This is a genomic window from Calothrix sp. NIES-2100, assembly GCF_963875285.1.
GTDB lineage: Bacteria > Cyanobacteriota > Cyanobacteriia > Cyanobacteriales > Nostocaceae > Aulosira.
The window spans coordinates 29,158-46,737 of the sequence record NZ_CAWNLA010000001.1; the positions used below are offsets into that span (position 1 = coordinate 29,158).

Genomic DNA, 17,580 nt, shown 5'->3' on the forward strand with positions numbered 1-17,580 from the left:
TTACTTAATCCGTAATTACTAGCTAACCACTATGCTAATTAACGACTATACTTGTGTACTGAAATGTATTAAAAATACTGATTGCCTTCATTTTGCGGTTTTTGATTTCCATAGCCAATCAGACAGACTTGATAGTTAAAAAAGCATGATATTGTAAGCTGGATAACTTGACATAGTAATATGTACAAGCCATATATTGTGATGTTAACAATAATTAGACATCAATAATCAGGTAGCTTTCATAGCAGCTTTTTCAACCGAATTAAACTGAAGTTTCACAGCAATTTATTGATAATTTTATTGGATTGAGGAATAAAAAAATGAATCAGTGGCGACAAAGAGTAATATTATCAGGAAGCACTTTATTAATGTTAGGGTTGAGTCTTGTCAGCTTAATTACTCTATTGCCTAAGCCAGAAATTGCCGGAGCTAGAGAAGTCAAGTCAAACAAAGTAAATACAGGCAATGCTTGGTTAGCCGCCTCTTTTCCTGTCGAAAACTTTCAAAGTTACACATCTGCCTTTGGTTATCGCCGTTCAGCTACTGGTGGTGATAACTGGGAATTTCATGGAGGCTTAGATATAGCCGCCCCGCAAGGTAGTTACATCCGCAATTGGTGGGCTGGTAAAGTAATTAAAGTAGGCGATCGCAATGCCTGCGGTACTCATATAATCATCAGATCTGGAGCCTGGGAGCATACCTACTGCCACATGGAAGGACATGTGGAAACCATATCTGGTCGCCGTTATTTAGTGGATCGCGCCGGGGGAATTCAAATCGCTGAAGGTCAACAACTACCTACTGGGATCAGAATTGGCAGAGTAGGAATGAGCGGACGCACCACAGGGCCTCACCTACACTGGGGACTCAAGTATGATAGCAACTATGTAGACCCAGCAATGGTTTTGCGGGAAATGTTTTCTCAGCAGCAAATTGCTAGAAGAGGTGGGTCAATTAATGCTCAACAGTCACAAGTCATTATTCAAGAGTCACAGTATACTCGCGATTCTGGTTATTAATTAGTCTGGTGTAGGGAGTAGGGGCAGGGGGATAAATAAGAAATGCCCCATGCCCCATGCCCCCTATTTGATAAAAGTTTATACCTTCCGGAAAACATAGTTACCAATGTGAAGTTTGGCCAAGGTGTATTTATTTACTTGAGATATGTTGGTAAAACTTTCACATTGGAACTTGGGATGGCTACTACTATTGCTGTGTCTATGGACACCCTCAATTGCAGTAGCACAAGCACAGACAGATAACCAAGAAGAAATATTAATTGAGGCAATTTCAACAGATCAGGTTGAGGTCTTAAAAAAGTTTTTAGACAACGGCGGCGATCCCAATAGATACTTTTCGCTGGCGGTAAGTGACGGTTCAATGCAGAGTGTGGAACTAATGGTGCAGCGGGGAGCAGATGTGAATTTTGCCGATGCAAATGGTATAACTCCGTTAATGGTTGCAGCCCGGTACACCTATCGTGCTGGAGCAGAAATGACAAAATTTTTACTGGACAAAGGTGCTTTAGTGAATGTAAAAACCAAAAAAGATAGCACTGCACTGATGTTTGCTTGTTCACCAGTAGCTCAACACTATGAAGATGAGTATGTCAAGGTTGTGAATATGCTAATTACCAAGGGCGCACAGCTAAATGTCAAAAACAAGCTAGGAGCAACACCGTTGAGTGTCGCCCGTGAAGGAAATTGGCAGAAGATAGTTGCTATCCTCAAAAAAGCGGGAGCAAAAGCATAGCAATAGTCAATAGTCATTTGTCAATAGTCATTTGTCAATAGTCAAAAAGGCACTCTAGCAATAGTCCAATAGTCATTTGTCTGCCTTATCTCCCTCTACCCCTCATCCCCTCAAGATATTAGTCTACTAAATTAATAGACTGAGCAATAATCGCAGGTTTATTTATATATCCTGCATAGTCTTCTTCCTGTAAAGTCAAATCAAAATTCCGTTCAATTTCCGGAATTACTAATTTACGAACTTGACCTCTAATTTCAATTTTTTGATTGCGATTAGTGGGCAAATTGAAAGCCACGCCTGATGCATTCACAACTAGTATAGAGTCTTTGCTAATTCGTGGCTGATCGTTAATTATGAAAGAGCTGGAGTTAACTTTCTGAACTGGTGTGCTTCTAATTGTTACAGTTTTGCCGATAAATTCGCTGGGATTTGTCGTTAGTTCTGATGTGCTGGCAAGATTGGGAAAGCCGCTTCTGTCCTGCTCATTGACATTGCCCAATCTCACAAAACCAGCTATCAGTACTAAAGCCATTAATAATGTTGCATCCGGCAATCCCAATGTCCGAGGACGATTTTCTGCTTTAGCTTCTACTTTTAAATTTTGGTTAGATTTGTTTTGATCAAGTATAGCCATTTTCGTAAAATTAAAAAGTTATTTTTTATTGATTGAAAATAATATTAATAAAAAATCAATATAAGTTTCTTCCCACTTAAGTGATAAAATTGATATTAAATACAAATCTTTTGACAATACTCCAGATAGAGCTAGCTACGTCCAAGAGTAGATCTGCACAAGACAGGCATTTATTGCTAATGCAAAAACGCAAGGGATAAATTCTGGCAACATGCAGAGATTAATTACTGATCCCTCAGCCTTCACTCTATTGCTAATTATTAACTATGACTGATGTCAAAAATTTTAATGTAGGGTCTACTAACTCAACAAAAAAGAAGGGAAAATCACTACCGCCAAAGCTGATTATTCAACTGGGTAGGTTTGTTTGGACAACAATGTGGCAGACTATGATGGCGAAAATTGCTCCTCGCAATCAGTCGGGAGAGTATATTCGTCCTAGCAGTCAGTTAAGAAACTTTATTAGCACAGAGAAAAATAGTCTCTACCCAGCAGCGGCGGGGCGCTATCATCTCTATGTAGGGCTGAGTTGTCCTTGGGCGCACCGCACCTTGATTGTTCGGGCGTTGAAAAGATTAGAAGATGTGATATCTGTAACCGTTGTTGTTCCTTCGGCGATCGCAGGCGGTTGGGTGTTCGATCAACCAGAAGAAGATTGCGCTAGCCTTGCGCAATTATATCAGCTGGCTCAACCGGGCTACAGTGGAAGGGCGACAGTTCCAGTTTTGTGGGACAAACAAACAAAGACTATCGTCAACAATGAAAGTGCAGAGATTATTGTGATGCTGAACTCCCAATTCAATGAGTTCGCTCTTCATCCGACGCTGAATTTGTATCCTGACGAATTAAAAGAAAAAATTGACCAATGGAATGAGAAGATTTACAAAAGTGTGAATAACGGTGTTTATCGTTGCGGCTTTGCGCAAACCCAACAAGCTTATAATCTAGCTATAGATGAACTATTCGCCACCTTAGATGAAATTGAAGCCGCCTTAGAGACAAGTAGATACCTTTGTGGAAATCATCTTACCCTGGCAGATGTGCGATTATTCACAACATTGTTCCGCTTTGATGTGGCTTACTATGGGCTGTTCAAGTGTAATCGCCACAGAATTCAGGATTATCCCAACTTAGGAGCGTACCTAAGAGATATGTATCAGCTTCCCGGTGTTGCTGATACCTGTAACTTAGAAAGTGTGAAGCAAGACTACTATGGTAATCTGTTTCCCCTCAATCCCGGTGGTATTATTCCTTCGGGGCCTGATATGTCATATTTGTTAAAATCACACGATCGCGATCGCATCGGCTGAAAAATTAAATCCAATGAAATGCGATCGCCCCATAGGGGTGAGCGGAAAATTTTCACTCATGCTCACCCTAGATAAAACTACAGCCTTAAGCAGTACCGGCTGCTTGATCTGGCTTATTCAAGCTAGAGCTTCCATTCCATGACAGCATCGCCCGTGAGACACCGGTAAAGAGAATGCTGACACCAAGTAATGTTCCAATCAGCCAAGGTGCATTAAAAGGCCACTGAAACCAAATCATTGCACCCAAAATTAAAGTGATAACGCCGTTACCCAATACCCATGTCCAGTTTTGTTGGGGACGCAGTCTAAATGCCAGAATTAATTCAAAAACACCTTCAGTTAATAAGAAGCTACCCAGCAATAGTGTCAATGTCAGGATACCTGTTGATGGGTAAATCAACAACATCACACCCGTTGCAATGTAGAGTACGCCTAACAAAACTTTCCAAACCAAACCGCCTTCGTTGCGGGTGTTATATGCATAGAACAGTTTAGCAAATCCCGCAGAAGCCAGAATCACTGCTACCCAAGTTTCTGCAAAAATTGTCGAGATAGCAGGGACTGCGATCGCTATAATTCCTAACACAATCAAGAGAACACCAGTTAAGAGTGACTTATTATCACTCTTGTTAATTTCAGTAGAAATATTGGTTGTCATAGCAATTGTTTCCTTAATACCTTTTATTGCACTCTCAATTTAGGCTAAGGAATTTTTCCCTATGAAGACATCACCCTCAGGTAGACTCATTGGTGATCTCAAGTTGATGGGTAATAATCCGCAAGAAGTACAAGGGACTTTCAAGTAAAAAAATATTCCCGAAGTGATTGTTGACTGTTGACGGTTGACAGTTAACAGTCAACCGTCAACAACTTTAAGCTGTTGTTTATTTTTTGGAGTTCCCTAACAAACTTATCCACCATTCTCAGTGAAACAACTGTGGTCACTTGTAGCATAGTTAAACTATTTCTAAAAACAACTGACAACTGACAACTGACAACTGACACGCGAAGCGCAATAAAATTGAGATAAATCCTTTGTTAAAGCCCATGACTTCCGTATCGGCATTAACTTTACCCGATCACAACCAGTTACCAGATTCAGATGGTCAATTTGTGAAAAATCTTCAGGAGCATCCCCAAAGTATCTTAATTACAGATTCTATTAAACCTGTTTTAGAACAACTTCATCCTGACGGTCAATATTGTATTGGACAAGATTCTGGTATTTACTGGCGATTAACAGATCCCCCAGAAAAAGGTGCAGAAGCACCCGATTGGTTTTATGTACCAAATGTACCGCCAACTCTCGATGGGAAAATGCGGCGTTCCTATGTACTGTGGAAGGAGTATATTGCACCGTTGATTGTGCTGGAATTTGTTTCAGGTGACGGTACAGAGGAACGAGACAAAACGCCGCCATCCCAAGGGGAAGCGGGGAATGTTGGCAAGTTTTGGGTTTACGAACAAGCAATTCGCGTTCCTTATTATGGAATTTACGAAGTCGCAAAAGCCCAGGTAGAAGTTTATCACCTGGTTGATAATGCTTATCAACTCATGACAGCCAACGATCGCGGACACTACCCTATTCCACCTTTGGGCGTAGAGTTGGGTATTTGGCAGGGATTATATCAAAATGCCGAATTACCTTGGTTACGCTGGTGGGATGCGGAAGGAAATTTATTGTTAACAGGTGAGGAACGCGCCATAATTGAGCAACAAAGCGCTGAAGTTGAGCGCCAAAAAGCTGAACTTGAACGCCAAAAAGCTGAACTTGAGCGCCAAAAACGCGAGAGACTGGTGGAAAAGTTACGTAATCTTTCCCCGGAACAACTCAACGCTTTAGGAATTGATCCAGAAATGTTGGATTAGGCACATCAATATATTCTAGAGGGCACGGCAATGCCCACCTGTGTCAACTTAACGTGAAACCCTTATCAAGACTTAATTTTGAATTAAATCACCTACCATCAAGATCCGCGTTACCCCACCCCAGTTTTGCTGGCGCAAAACCTCCCCTCCCCGCAAGCGGGGAGGGGATTGAGGGGTGGGGTAAAATGCCTGTGGAATAAGCGTTTTGACTTAAGTTGACACCAATGGGCAATGCCGTGCCCCTACAATCTGTCGCATTCCTTTTTAAAATTAGTATTACCTTTGCTTAAGTCCTATATCATATTCCATATTTTTATTGATAAATCCCTGAGAATGATCGTAGATGATTCGCAATTAGCTAAAACCAAACTCCGGCGTAATCTCTTGAAACAACGCCAATTAATGACGGTGAACGAATGGAGAGAAAAAAGCGATCGCATTTGTACGCAACTGCAAAACTCTCCTTTATTTACCCAAGCTAAAACCATACTTGCTTATTTCAGCTTTCGCCAAGAAGCCGATTTAAGTCCGCTGTTTACAGATAATAAATACTGTTGGGGATTTCCCCGGTGTGTGGGTAAATCTATGTATTGGCATCTCTGGAATCCTGAAGATACTTTAGCAATTGGTAATTATGGCATTAGCGAACCCCATCCCCACGCGCCAGTTATCAAGCCGGAAGAAGTTGATTTAATTTTAGTTCCTAGCGTGGCTTGCGATTATCAAGGATATCGCTTAGGCTATGGCGGCGGCTATTACGATCGCTTATTGAGTTCGCCAGAATGGGCGACAAAGCCAACTATCGGAATTATCTTTGATTTTGCTTATTTACCGCAATTACCCGTTGCATATTGGGATAAACCTTTAAATTTCGTTGCTACAGAGAATAAATTGAGCAAATTATCAAACTTGCTTTGTTAAGGGACTTACAAAAAATAAATTATGCCAAATTGTAGGGGCGGGGTTACCCCCATACGTGTCAACTTAACATGAAACCCTTGCCAAAGCTTGATTTTGAATTAAATCGCTTAACATCAAGATCCGCGTTACCCCACCCCAGTTTTGTCTAAAGCCAAAACGTCCCCTCAGAGTTTACGGGGAGGGGATTAAGGGGTGGGGTGAAAGACTTGTGGGATAAGCGTTTTAACTTAAGTTGACACCAATGGGTAACCCATTGGTGTCAACTTAAGCCGAAAGCTATATCGGGCAAGCGTTGTACAAATCCCCCATGCCCTCATCCCCTAACCCCTTCTCCCCAGGGAGAAGGGGAATTGGATCTCTAGCTCCCCTCTCCCAGGGGAGAGGGGCTGGGGGTGAGGGCGAAACCTTTTCACCAAGCGGGTTTCACGTTAAGTTGACACGTATGTGGGTTACCCCGCCCCTACGAGTTGCGGGTTTGGTAGGTTAATGATTGGAATCTTTTTTTATTTGGAAGTCCCTTACAAAAAATAAATTATCCATATTCCGTAGTGCGAGCATCTTGCACTACGGAATGAACACCAGCAAGCTTGGGTTGGGATCGTGACGACATTAACGTTGATGTTGAATGTGCGGGCATTTATTATAAATGGACGAGGATTTATTATAAATGGACGAGGATTTATTATAAATGGACGAGCATTTATTATAAACGGACGAGGATTTATTATAAACGGACGAGGATTTATTATAAATGGACGAGGATTTATTATAAACGGGCGAGCATTTTGCCTAAGTTATCGAAAAATATGTTGATCAAGTTGGTTTAAATCAACTAAAACATGATATAATACATGACTTTAATCATGATACAAATACGTTGGTAGGGGCACAACAATGCTGTATCAGGGTTTTCGTGAATTGGTATTAGCATTGACAAATGACAAATGACCAATGACCAATGACTAATGACCAATGACTAACTCACAACATCACAAATCACCACTGCAAATATTAGGAATTTATGGGTTGTTGGGAGCGATCGCACTCCTGACGCTGTTTCCCTTACTATGGTTAATCAGTACAGCCTTAAAATCGCCCACAGAAAATATATTGCAGTCACCACCGCAGTTATTACCCTCTCAACCGACACTGGCTAATTTCTCTAGTGTGTGGCAGTCTCTACCCTTTGGACAGTACCTCTATAACAGCACTTTGGTAGCTCTACTGACTGTCGCTTTGAATCTGCTGTTTTGCGCCTTAGCAGCTTACCCCTTAGCCAGACTATCATTTCCTGGGCGAGACTGGATTTTTATTGCCATTGTTTCCACGATTATGATTCCCTTTCAAATCGTGATGATTCCCCTGTATATTTTGACAGTGCAAATCGGCTTAAGAAACACTTATTTGGGGATGATGTTTCCCAGCTTAGCTTCGGCTTTTGGCATTTTTCTCTTACGACAAGCCTTTATGAGCGTTCCTAAAGAAATAGAAGAAGCTGCCCGTATGGATGGCAGCTCCGAGTTAGGTTTATGGTGGTATATTATGTTGCCAGCAATTCGTCCGGCACTTGTGACCCTGGCTATTTTCGTCTTTATCGGTTCTTGGAGTGACTTTCTTTGGCCGTTAATTGTCATTCAAGACGAAAATTTGTATACCCTTCCCCTAGGAGTCGCCAAGCTAGCAGGTACGTTTTCTCTTGATTGGCGTTTGGTAGCTGCTGGTTCGGTAATTTCTATAGCCCCTGTATTGGTACTTTTTCTGTTTTTACAACGTTTTATCGTACCTACGGAAACTGGTAGTGGGGTTAAAGGTTAAACAATTCAAAGTTCAATATGATAAATTCCCAGAATTATTGGAGTTAGAATTCATAATGTTGAACTTCATCTCATCTCGAGATAGGCACACCCTAACTGGCAAGAGTGGCAACAAGTGATACCAATTCAAAATTCAGCAATAAAGTGAATTTTGAAAAATTGGTTTTAATGGGCACCAACCTTTAACAACACCACATGGATAGTCTTCAAAATTAGAATCAGGTCGTAACCGATAGACCACTTACGCTGATAATCGATATCCATACTCACGATTGTTTCAAAATCGTTAATGCTGGAACGACCGTTAGCTTGCCATTCTCCAGTCATTCCTGGCTTGACTCGCAATCTTTCCCAGTGGTGTGGTTCGTAGTTGATGACTTCGTCAGGAGTGGGTGGACGAGTACCAACTAGGCTCATATCTCCCATTAACACGTTCCAAAACTGAGGTAATTCGTCTAGACTGGTGCGCCGCAGAATTTTACCTACGCGAGTAATGCGTGGATCATCTACAGATTTAAAAATGTGCCCTTGAGCTTCGTTTTTGACTAAATGCTTAAGTTTTTCGGCGTTGACAACCATTGAGCGGAATTTCCACATGCGGAAAGGTTTCCCATGAAGACCGCAACGAACTTGGCAATAAAATATCGGACCGGGATGATCGATAAAAGTAGCAATAGCTATGGGAACTGTTACTAAAGCTGTAATCGTTAGTCCGATAATCGCACCGCAAATATCGATTAATCGTTTTGCTTTGCTGCTGATAGAAGGGTGTAAAGGTTGTGGTGATAAATTAACTGAATCAATCTGACTCAAGAATGTTAAATTATCCACAATACAATCTTTGGCGTCAGTAGTGAAAGTTGAAATGGACATAATTAGCCTTCGGTTTTTACTGAACTTAGCCGTTGCTACTGTATTTTCCGTTTCCAATAAGAGTTGTACTGAGTGCTAATATAGACAATTTTTTGCCCTTTCAACGCCACCTTTACACAATCTTTTAAATTTCTAGAAATAATATAAAGTTTCAGTATTGTTTCGGAAGATTTAACAATACGTGATAAGTAAAAAAAACGTAGTCAGCACTTCAGTACTTCAAAAGAAAGTACTTCAGTACTGACTACGAAAGATTTTCAAAGTCCCACTAATGAGCAAATTCTAAGGAAAAACTCAGTGTATATGGTTCTTCCAAAGATTGGCGAGTACTAGCTTTAATTGCGTCCAAATAGCGACGTAACAACAGCAGTTGTTGGGAATTGGGACGATAGGTGAGATTACCTTGTTTTTCAAATAGGGGAGTAGCGGCGATCGCCTGATAATCTGGGTTATCTTGGGAACTTTGGGTGAGCCAGGTGGAATCTGGACTGTTAGGGATTAAACCCGCAGGTAACTCACCTTCCAAGAAAGCTAACAGGCGTTGCTGACAAGTGCGGGTGTTAACACCTCTTCCCTCAAATAACTGGAGAACTTCACTAAAAGATAGGGGACGTTCTGGTAAGAGCCGTAGTAATTCTGTAAACAGGAAATAATCTGTGTATTGTTGCTTAGGTATTTCTAACACCTGGGGATGTAAAGGTAACATAGCCAAACCATAGGCAACTCGGCTACAATTGGGAGCGCCATTTTCACCCAGATATGAATCTTGGATAATCTTGGCGTTGGGTAGTTTTTGCTTCAGCCAACGGTTGATTGTGGTGATGGAAGCAACTCCACCAGTCAAGATTGCTTGATTAATTGCTTCTGTGGGGATACCACGGGCTACCAACAATTTGTTGAGTTCGCGATTGAGGCGACGGACAAATGGAACTAATACTTGGCTTTCTAAATCTCGCCGTTCCAATACCCAGCGCTGGTCGGCTAAATCTAAGGTGAAAGTTTCCTGATGTTGTAAAATCAGCTTCAGAGCTAATGCGGCATCGAGTACAGCTTGTCCGAGCAAGGAACTTTCTAGACGCTGCTGGAGGCGAACGCGAGCTATAATATCCGGTTCTCCGACTCGCGGGAGTTCTAATTCTTCCAAACCCAAACTTTGCCAATACATTTGCTCTAAACCGGGAATATTCGATCGCCACAATCCCGGCTGAGAGCTAATTTGTCCGCTACCAATTTCTGAGCGTGATTGCCGAGATTTTGGTGGTAGAAGCAATTGGCAGATAATATCTTGCTCAATACCCTTGCCACCATAGGCAAAGTTATGGAGCATGAAATCATTATGAGTCAATTGAGAGAAATTTTCTGACAAATCTACCAATGCCATTTCGGTGGTGGTAGCCCCAATACTCAAAGCTAGGGTATTACCCACCAACGGCTGCTCGTTGATTTGTATGGGACGCAAACCTTGATTCGTGCTTAATTGTACTGTTTGTCCGTTGCCAGCATTGAGAACACTTAACAGACTGGCGATCGCTTCTTCGATGAAAAATACTTGCTGTGGATGTTGGATTAATTTACTCGTCAGTAATGCTTCCCGGACATTAAAGCGATATTGTTCAGACCAACTCGATGGACAAGTGCAGATTGCACCAGCAATATTATTAATAATTGTCCGAAAACTTTGTTCGTCTAAACCCACAGCCGCAGCAATTAAACCTTGAGTAGTACTTTGACGATCGGATTTCAGGGTTAAGAGGAGTTTAGAGAGCGATCGCACAACCCAAATTAACGGCCCCGCAGAAAATTCATTGAATTGCAGCACAGGTTCCCATTTTTGTCTAGCATTTTTGTAAGGAATAGCTACTTGTAAATACGGTTTCAACTGTGCTGAGTAGGGAGTGTTTTTCACCTCGGAATCTGACTTACTCGCCAAGTTCTCCGGACTGACAGATGCAGGTGCTGTTTGCTTATGAGTTTCTGTGCTTTCGGTTTCACCTTGGTGTACAGAAGCTGTGGGTAGATATACTTCTGCTGGTAACCGCAACGATTGCCCAAAAGAAGATGCTCCGGCTTGGTTTTCTGCTGACCAGTAGATCGGATAAACTACGAAAGTTGAACTATTTAATAGTGCCGCCGAAATTCCCGTTGTTCCTAAATCAATTCCTAAATACCAGCGCGACTCCAAAATATTGTCAGTTGAAACTGCTGGATGTTTGAAATTGTGCGCCGTAGAAACTGAAGAACTCGCCAAAGAGCCAGTTGTGCTTTCCTTTTTTTTTTCAATTATCGGGCTAAAATCTAACTCATGTTCTGCTTGGGGAACAGCACCAGCATCTAGCTGTGGTAATTCGATGGAGTCAGCAACAGTGGGGTTATTTTCTGTTAATTCTGCCCGATCAGGCTCAGTGTGTAATTGTTCTTCATGGCTTTTATTATTGCTACTCACCCAGCTAGCAATTAGCGGTGACTGGGTATTTAGTAACCCATCAAATTGAGCCAAATCTTGATCCAATAACTGCAACTGCTCGTCATCCAAGGTAATATCAGGCATGGTAGCGGTTGCTTCTGGTTGGAGCAAATTTTCCTGTGACGAAGCCGGAATATAGTTATCTAAAGATTGCTCTTGTTGTTGATTAGCAATTACTGTTTTGGCTTCAGGGGTATTTGTTGTGACTTCTTGGGCTGGTTCGGCGGTTGGAAGTACCTGCTGTTGGGCACCTAAATCAACTAATAGGTCTGTCAGGGCTGTAATACGATAAATACTATCTGCGGCTGGACTATCTGCGGCTGGCGAGCTAGTTGTCTGTGTAACTTCCTCAAAAAATAAATCGTTCCACTCCGGTGATGACTCAGTCTGTGGTGCTGGGGGATCGGGAATTAGTTCTAAATTTTGTTGTGTCACACTCGCGACTGTTTCCCCAGGAGAATCCACAACTTGCACAGGTTGGCTATCAGTGATATTTAATTCTGATTCAGTTGTAGTTTGTTGGGTAGATAGTTCGTTAAACTCCACCTGTGGCGCGGGAATTTCTTGAACTTGGTTGGTAACATTTTCTGTACTAAACAAACTGGCATAAAGTTCGTCTACTTCATCTACTTCATCTAGTTGTGGACTATCCAGATTGAATGTAGTTGGGATGGGAGGCGGATTTTGTCCTGAAGATGGCGGCGCATCTGCTAGCAGTTGAGACACCACTGTATGGAAATCTTCGGCTTTTGCTTGGCTAATTGGCGATCGCCCCGTTCCTAACTCTGGCTGAGTAGCAGCTGAATGAATATCTTGCTGATTTGTCGATGAAGATGCTTGATCAGCAGGAAATTGTTGTAAATACTGCGTCAAGTTATTCACAAAGCTGGCCATTACCTGTTCGCCTTGCATTCCTTGACTGTGCATTCTCGCCAGTGCTTGCGCTAGAGATTCTTGATAAGTCTGAATGTTGCGCTGTAGTGCTTCAAAGACAACATTTACAGTTCCATCTAGGGATGCTAAGCGCTGATCTAAGTTCCCGCCTAGCTTTGTTAAGTGCTCTTGGGGATCTGATGTTTCTACTAAACTTTGATCTGTTGGCTTTGAATTGGCCGCGATCGGTAAATTTGCCAAACTCTCAGCTAATTGTGAGCTTAAAGTCGGCAGCAAGCGATTGCCCAGCACCTGTAAAAATTCGTGAATTATCTGTTCTTGATTTGCCAATTGCTGACTGAGAGAGTAGTTTTGCAGCCTTTTTTGCTCCAATTGGCGAATTTCTTGGACAAGAGCAGCTCGCTCTTGCAATAATCCGGCTAATTCTGCTTTTAACGGCTCAATTAAAGCTGAAACTTCACTACTTAATTTTTGAGACAACGCGGCGGTAATCTGTGCTGCATCCGGTTGCTGGTTTTGGCTGACAGGCTGAGGATGAGTCTGTTCCACAAATTTTGCTAACAAAGGTGATAGCGGTTTGTGTTCCGAGGGTTGACTTTGAGCATCCTTCGCTAAAGGTTCACTTTCGTTGAACCTACCGAGAAAATCGCGAATCCGCTCTAAAACCTCTCGTGGCTCCGTAGCGTGACTAGGTAAAAGCTTAGACAGGCGCTTAAAATTACTGTCTAGTAAGTTGTCAATGTCTGCAATCAATCTTTGAATTTCATCAGCTTGAGAAGTCACTTTAGATACCTTATGTAGAAATTTACGTTAATTGGCGAGGAAATTAATTTACAATAATTAAAGTTACGAGGGTTGGCGTTTACTCGTGGGATTTCTGGGTGCAATGGTTTGATCTGATAAATTTTGGCAATTTTGGCGATCGTCAATGAGTACCTGTTTACAAAAATCGGCTTGCTAGCTACTGACAGTCAAGAGAGGACAATAGATGGTTGGCAGTGTTAACAGCACGGCAGTCTACTGTGTGCTGTCTTAGCTTCACCAGACAAATAATGTTGTAGCTTCTCAGATTTCATAGCATAAAAAATCAAAAAAATGACCAACGTTAAGTAAACTACTTTTGGTAAGCAAAAAATTTGTGTACTGACCAAGCTACAAATTATCGGGATTTTTTATACCTAGTTGTCTAACACCAAAGTTTTGATAAGTTCTTCGTCACCAATGAAAGTACTTCAGAATTTAGGACTCAAGTCCTGACTACGAAGTAATTTACCTATAATCATGAATGTGCCAGTTGCAGATTGCCGAAAACACCCAAAAGTTTTAAGTTAGCAAAAATTAACTCCCTTGAGTATCATTAATGTTGGTTACCTATGTTCTGAAGTTATCGGGCTTGCAGTCCAGTTAGCCCCAAACGACTTCCAGAACCAAAATCTGCTTGATGCATAATTGTTAGTGTGAACACCATTGGGAAAAATTATTGAAAAACGACTCAGTTATCGCTTTCTTGTGTAACATAGTTTAGTTTTATTTTTGTAAAGGGTAGTGTTTTGATAGCTTAGGCTTAACATAGCGATCGCGTTTGTTGTTTATCCAACAGTTTTATTTAAGAAGTATGTAATTAAGATGTTGTAATGGAAGACCGATATAGCGTGCAGACACCTGCAAATCCCTGGATGATCACCTCGGCTCCCTTTTTTCAAGGGTTGCCAGAAACGGTTGTAGAACTAGCTCTCACCCATCTTGTTACCCGTACTCACCCAGCAAATCAGGTAATTCTACTGGAAAATGACTGGGGTGGTTCTGTATATTTTATTATGGATGGCTGGGTCAAAATCCGCACCTATAACCTAGAAGGCAAAGAGGTGACATTAAATATTCTCGGTAAGGGTGAATTGTTTGGTGAAATGGCAGCGCTAGATGAAGTACCCCGCTCTACGGATGTAATTACTCTCACGGCTACAGTAATTGGTAGTATGCCGTCTCAGGATTTTGTCAAGTTACTGCAAACAGAACCTTTAGCAGGAATGCGATTAGCGCAACTGATGGCGCGACGCTTACGCCAAGTGAATCGCCGGCTGCGCTTGCGGGAATCTGACAGCCAGTCACGGGTGGCGGATACTTTGCTATTTTTGGCAGAAGGACAAGGAAAAAAGGCACAGACAGGAACGGAAATACCCAATTTACCACACCGAGAATTAAGTAGTTTAAGTGGGCTAGCGCGGGAAACAGTCACACGAGTGTTGACTCGGTTAGAAAAAAAAGGCTTGATTAGACGGGATCAGGACATTATCTGTATTCCCGATTTGTCAGCATTGGAAAGAATGATCGTGTAAACAGTTGTCAATTGAGCTAATACGTGTCTAAATTGGACATTTTGTCGTGAAAACTGTCATTTGTTATTTGTCAATTGTCAGCACAAATGATGAATGACAAATGGCAGAAGATAGCCCTGATGAGTCAATATACAATTTAAATGCGTCACAGCTATGAGTATCTTAGATTCTCTGCCAGAGGAGCCAGAGCAAGGCCCATCATCTGAATCTCAAACTAGTCAGATCAAGTTGGGGAATCACAGCACACTCAAACCTCCCCAACTCAAGGTTGATACACCGCTGAGAATGGTGGAAACGGCTTTTTTAGCGAGTACTGCTAGTTTGATTTGGTTTGTGAATTATTACTTTCCCTTGGGGCCAGTTTTACGGATATTTTTTCCCGTACCGATCGCACTAGTTTATCTCCGTTGGGGGCGACGCGCAGCGTGGATGGCAGCAGTCACATCTGGGTTACTGCTGGCGGTGTTGATGGGGCCAGTCCGGAGTCTGTTGTTTGTAATGCCCTATGGTTTTATGGGCGTACTATTAGGAACAACCTGGAATCGTCGTGTCCCCTGGATAGTTTCTATTACCTTGGGTATGCTACTCGGTACTATAGGGTCTTTTTTCCGGGTATGGTTACTATCTTTGTTATCTGGTGAGGATCTTTGGATTTATGGGATCAACGTAGTCACAAAGTGGGCAGAGTGGTTATTCCTATTTCTAGGGTTATTGGCAAATCCCAGTATCTTTTGGATTCAATTCGGGGCGATCGCTTTAATTATGCTGAACAATTTTATCTATTTATTTATCGTCCACATAGCGGCATGGCTGCTCTTAGATCGCCTGGGAAATCCTATCTCCCGTCCGCCACGTTGGGTACAAGTCTTAATGGATTATGAATAATGGTCAATAGTCATTTGTCATTAGTCATTGGCAAAAAAGACAACTGACAACTGACTAATGACAACTAACAACGCAGTTATGATTAATATTTATACCCAAATATCCCAAGGTGAAGCTTGGATTGCTAAGTATCGCGATCGCTTACCTGTGTTTGCCTGTGTTTTAGGATTTACTGAAACTGGTTTAATTCCAGGGATTTCGGCGGCTGGACGTACTCCCGAAGACCGAAAGTATACTGCTTGTGCTGATGCTGAATTTTTATATTACGGTGCAGAACACCAGCCCCAATATCCTCTACCACCACTAGCAGCGGGTGCTTCACCTGTGCTGATTTCCCGTGCTGTAGTTGAGGCGTTGCAAACTCCTATTTATTTATTTAATGCTGGCTTACCCCAGCCCCCTGCTGTACCGATAATTGATTTGGGGGGCTTTCCGGCTAGGTGTTTAAGTCAAGGGAATGCTATGGAACTAGCAACGGTACACCACTTGCTAGAACAAGGGCTGATTTGGGGTTCTCGACTGGCTGCCAATATTCAACAGGGTTATTTAATTTTAGGTGAGTGTGTGGTTGGTGGCACAACTACCGCTTTGGCAATTTTAACTGGCTTGGGAATACCCGCCGCCGGGAAAGTTAACAGCAGTCATCCTGTTTGTAACCACGGACAAAAATCCGCTTTGGTACAAGCAGGACTTGAGAAAATCAAGGCAAGAGGACTAGAAGCAAATACAGATTCCCTTGATCCTCTCCAACTCGTCGCCGCTGTGGGCGATCCGATGCAGGTGGTAGTAGCAGGAATGGCGATCGCCGCGAGTCGTAGCTGTGGTGTGTTGCTGGCTGGGGGAACGCAAATGCTCGCAGTTTATGCGCTGATTCAGGCGATCGCGCAAACTTACAATTTACCTTGGCAACCTCAAGAAGTGGTTGTCGGTACAACCCGCTGGGTGGCAGAAGATCCCACAGGTGGTACGGTGGAATTAGCTTTGAGTTTAGGTAATCAAGACATAATTAAAGCTGGGGAGACCCTGGGTGGGGAGATCCCACCCCTACTAGGGACTCAACTGAGTTTTACTGATTCTCTTTATCCCCAACTCCAAGCTTACGAGCAGGGTTTTGTCAAAGAAGGCATGGGCGCTGGTGGAGCTGCGATCGCTGCTTATCTTAGTCTAGGTTGGCAGCAACCACAACTTTTGGCAGCCATTGAAAAACAACTTGAGCGCTTGAGCAGATTCAATAACCAATAGCGGATACCAAGACTCAGCCATTTCAGGTAAATCTCTTGGACGATTAACTTATTAGTGAATTCTCTCCCGCAGTAATTGTTCTTCTAAAGCGGCAATGCGATTGTAAGCTGCTGTTAATTGTGCTGTTAGTCGTTGTATTTGAATTTCTGGTGTCAGGGTTTTTTCTCCACTTTGACGATTCATCTCTGGATACATCCCATCCGACAATACATCCTTATGTTCCAGTTCAGAATTGAAATGGAGATTTCCTTTGTACTGGTAATGTACGGCGTTGCTATTTTCTGAATAGCTATCTCTTGCCTGGGTTTTAGCTAAAGAGCACTCTGATAAAGTTTGAGACACTTTACTGTCAAGCTCCTCAATCACTTGGCAGAGGGCATCCAGCTTATAGCTCAAAGTCATGATCTGCTTTTGTAATGGCTCCATTTAATACCCTAATCCGCATATTTTCTCTATGTTATTCAATTTACTGGCAGACTTAAATATACTTATGAATTATTTAATTTTTGCCATCTTTTTTGCGAATCTGATATCAAAGTCATTACTTATCAACATAACTCAATATTTTTCTAAGTCATACTCATGA

General features: G+C 42.2%; 14 protein-coding genes. 9 read left to right on the plus strand and 5 right to left on the minus strand.

All coding sequences use genetic code 11. The features are described 5' to 3' along the window. The first annotated feature begins 320 nt into the window (after positions 1-320). Positions 321-1,019: a M23 family metallopeptidase gene (locus tag AACU32_RS00135; RefSeq protein ID WP_096596702.1), complete on the plus strand. Its 699-nt coding sequence runs from the start codon at positions 321-323 to the stop codon at positions 1,017-1,019. Positions 1,020-1,164: 145 nt separating this feature from the next. Next, entirely contained in the window at positions 1,165-1,752 is a 588-nt protein-coding gene (locus tag AACU32_RS00140; RefSeq protein ID WP_096596704.1) for an ankyrin repeat domain-containing protein, read from the plus strand. A 118-nt stretch (positions 1,753-1,870) separates the two neighbouring features. On the opposite strand, the gene AACU32_RS00145 is transcribed toward AACU32_RS00140, so the two are convergent. Next, positions 1,871-2,386: a hypothetical protein gene (locus tag AACU32_RS00145; RefSeq protein WP_096596707.1), complete on the minus strand. Its 516-nt coding sequence runs from the start codon at positions 2,384-2,386 to the stop codon at positions 1,871-1,873. Between the two features lie 266 nt (positions 2,387-2,652). Here AACU32_RS00145 and AACU32_RS00150 point away from each other — a divergent pair, with 266 nt between their 5' ends. After that, a complete protein-coding gene (locus AACU32_RS00150; RefSeq protein ID WP_096596709.1) occupies positions 2,653-3,696 on the plus strand; it encodes a glutathione S-transferase family protein in 1,044 nt (347 codons plus the stop codon). Positions 3,697-3,781: 85 nt separating this feature from the next. Here the strand turns inward: AACU32_RS00150 and AACU32_RS00155 are convergent, their stop codons facing one another. Continuing rightward, positions 3,782-4,354 carry an HdeD family acid-resistance protein gene (locus AACU32_RS00155; protein ID WP_096596712.1) on the minus strand — a complete coding sequence of 191 codons (573 nt, stop codon included), beginning with the start codon at positions 4,352-4,354 and terminating at the stop codon, positions 3,782-3,784. Between the two features lie 389 nt (positions 4,355-4,743). Between AACU32_RS00155 and AACU32_RS00160 the strand changes: the two genes are divergently transcribed. The 3 genes from AACU32_RS00160 (at position 4,744) to AACU32_RS00170 (ending at position 8,301) form a co-directional block, all read left to right on the plus strand. Further along, the gene (locus AACU32_RS00160) at positions 4,744-5,565 is read left to right on the plus strand and encodes a Uma2 family endonuclease (protein WP_096596714.1); all 822 of its coding nucleotides are present in this window, start codon (positions 4,744-4,746) and stop codon (positions 5,563-5,565) included. Between the two features lie 333 nt (positions 5,566-5,898). Further along, on the plus strand, positions 5,899-6,486 hold the full coding sequence (locus AACU32_RS00165) for a 5-formyltetrahydrofolate cyclo-ligase (protein WP_096596717.1): 588 nt from the start codon (positions 5,899-5,901) through the stop codon (positions 6,484-6,486). A gap of 972 nt (positions 6,487-7,458) precedes the next feature. Continuing rightward, on the plus strand, positions 7,459-8,301 hold the full coding sequence (locus AACU32_RS00170; RefSeq protein ID WP_096596720.1) for a carbohydrate ABC transporter permease: 843 nt from the start codon (positions 7,459-7,461) through the stop codon (positions 8,299-8,301). Positions 8,302-8,465: 164 nt separating this feature from the next. Here the strand turns inward: AACU32_RS00170 and AACU32_RS00175 are convergent, their stop codons facing one another. Both AACU32_RS00175 and AACU32_RS00180 read right to left on the minus strand, forming a co-directional pair. Beyond that, a complete protein-coding gene (locus AACU32_RS00175; protein ID WP_096596722.1) occupies positions 8,466-9,173 on the minus strand; it encodes a sugar transferase in 708 nt (235 codons plus the stop codon). Positions 9,174-9,441: 268 nt separating this feature from the next. Beyond that, the gene (locus AACU32_RS00180) at positions 9,442-13,314 is read right to left on the minus strand and encodes a DUF2397 family protein (RefSeq protein WP_096596724.1); all 3,873 of its coding nucleotides are present in this window, start codon (positions 13,312-13,314) and stop codon (positions 9,442-9,444) included. Positions 13,315-14,165: 851 nt separating this feature from the next. Here AACU32_RS00180 and AACU32_RS00185 point away from each other — a divergent pair. From AACU32_RS00185 to cobT, 3 genes are all read left to right on the plus strand, one after another. Then, positions 14,166-14,867 (plus strand): Crp/Fnr family transcriptional regulator, encoded by a 702-nt coding sequence (locus tag AACU32_RS00185; RefSeq protein WP_096596727.1) that lies wholly within the window; start codon positions 14,166-14,168, stop codon positions 14,865-14,867. 153 nt (positions 14,868-15,020) lie between these two features. Continuing rightward, positions 15,021-15,752, plus strand: a complete 732-nt coding sequence (locus AACU32_RS00190) for a DUF2232 domain-containing protein (protein WP_096596729.1) — start codon at positions 15,021-15,023, stop codon at positions 15,750-15,752. Positions 15,753-15,830: 78 nt separating this feature from the next. Beyond that, the gene (gene cobT, locus AACU32_RS00195) at positions 15,831-16,994 is read left to right on the plus strand and encodes a nicotinate mononucleotide-dependent phosphoribosyltransferase CobT (protein ID WP_096607792.1); all 1,164 of its coding nucleotides are present in this window, start codon (positions 15,831-15,833) and stop codon (positions 16,992-16,994) included. 51 nt (positions 16,995-17,045) lie between these two features. Here cobT and AACU32_RS00200 read toward each other — a convergent pair whose 3' ends face one another. Further along, the gene (locus AACU32_RS00200; RefSeq protein WP_096596732.1) at positions 17,046-17,420 is read right to left on the minus strand and encodes a hypothetical protein; all 375 of its coding nucleotides are present in this window, start codon (positions 17,418-17,420) and stop codon (positions 17,046-17,048) included. Positions 17,421-17,580 lie beyond the last annotated feature (160 nt).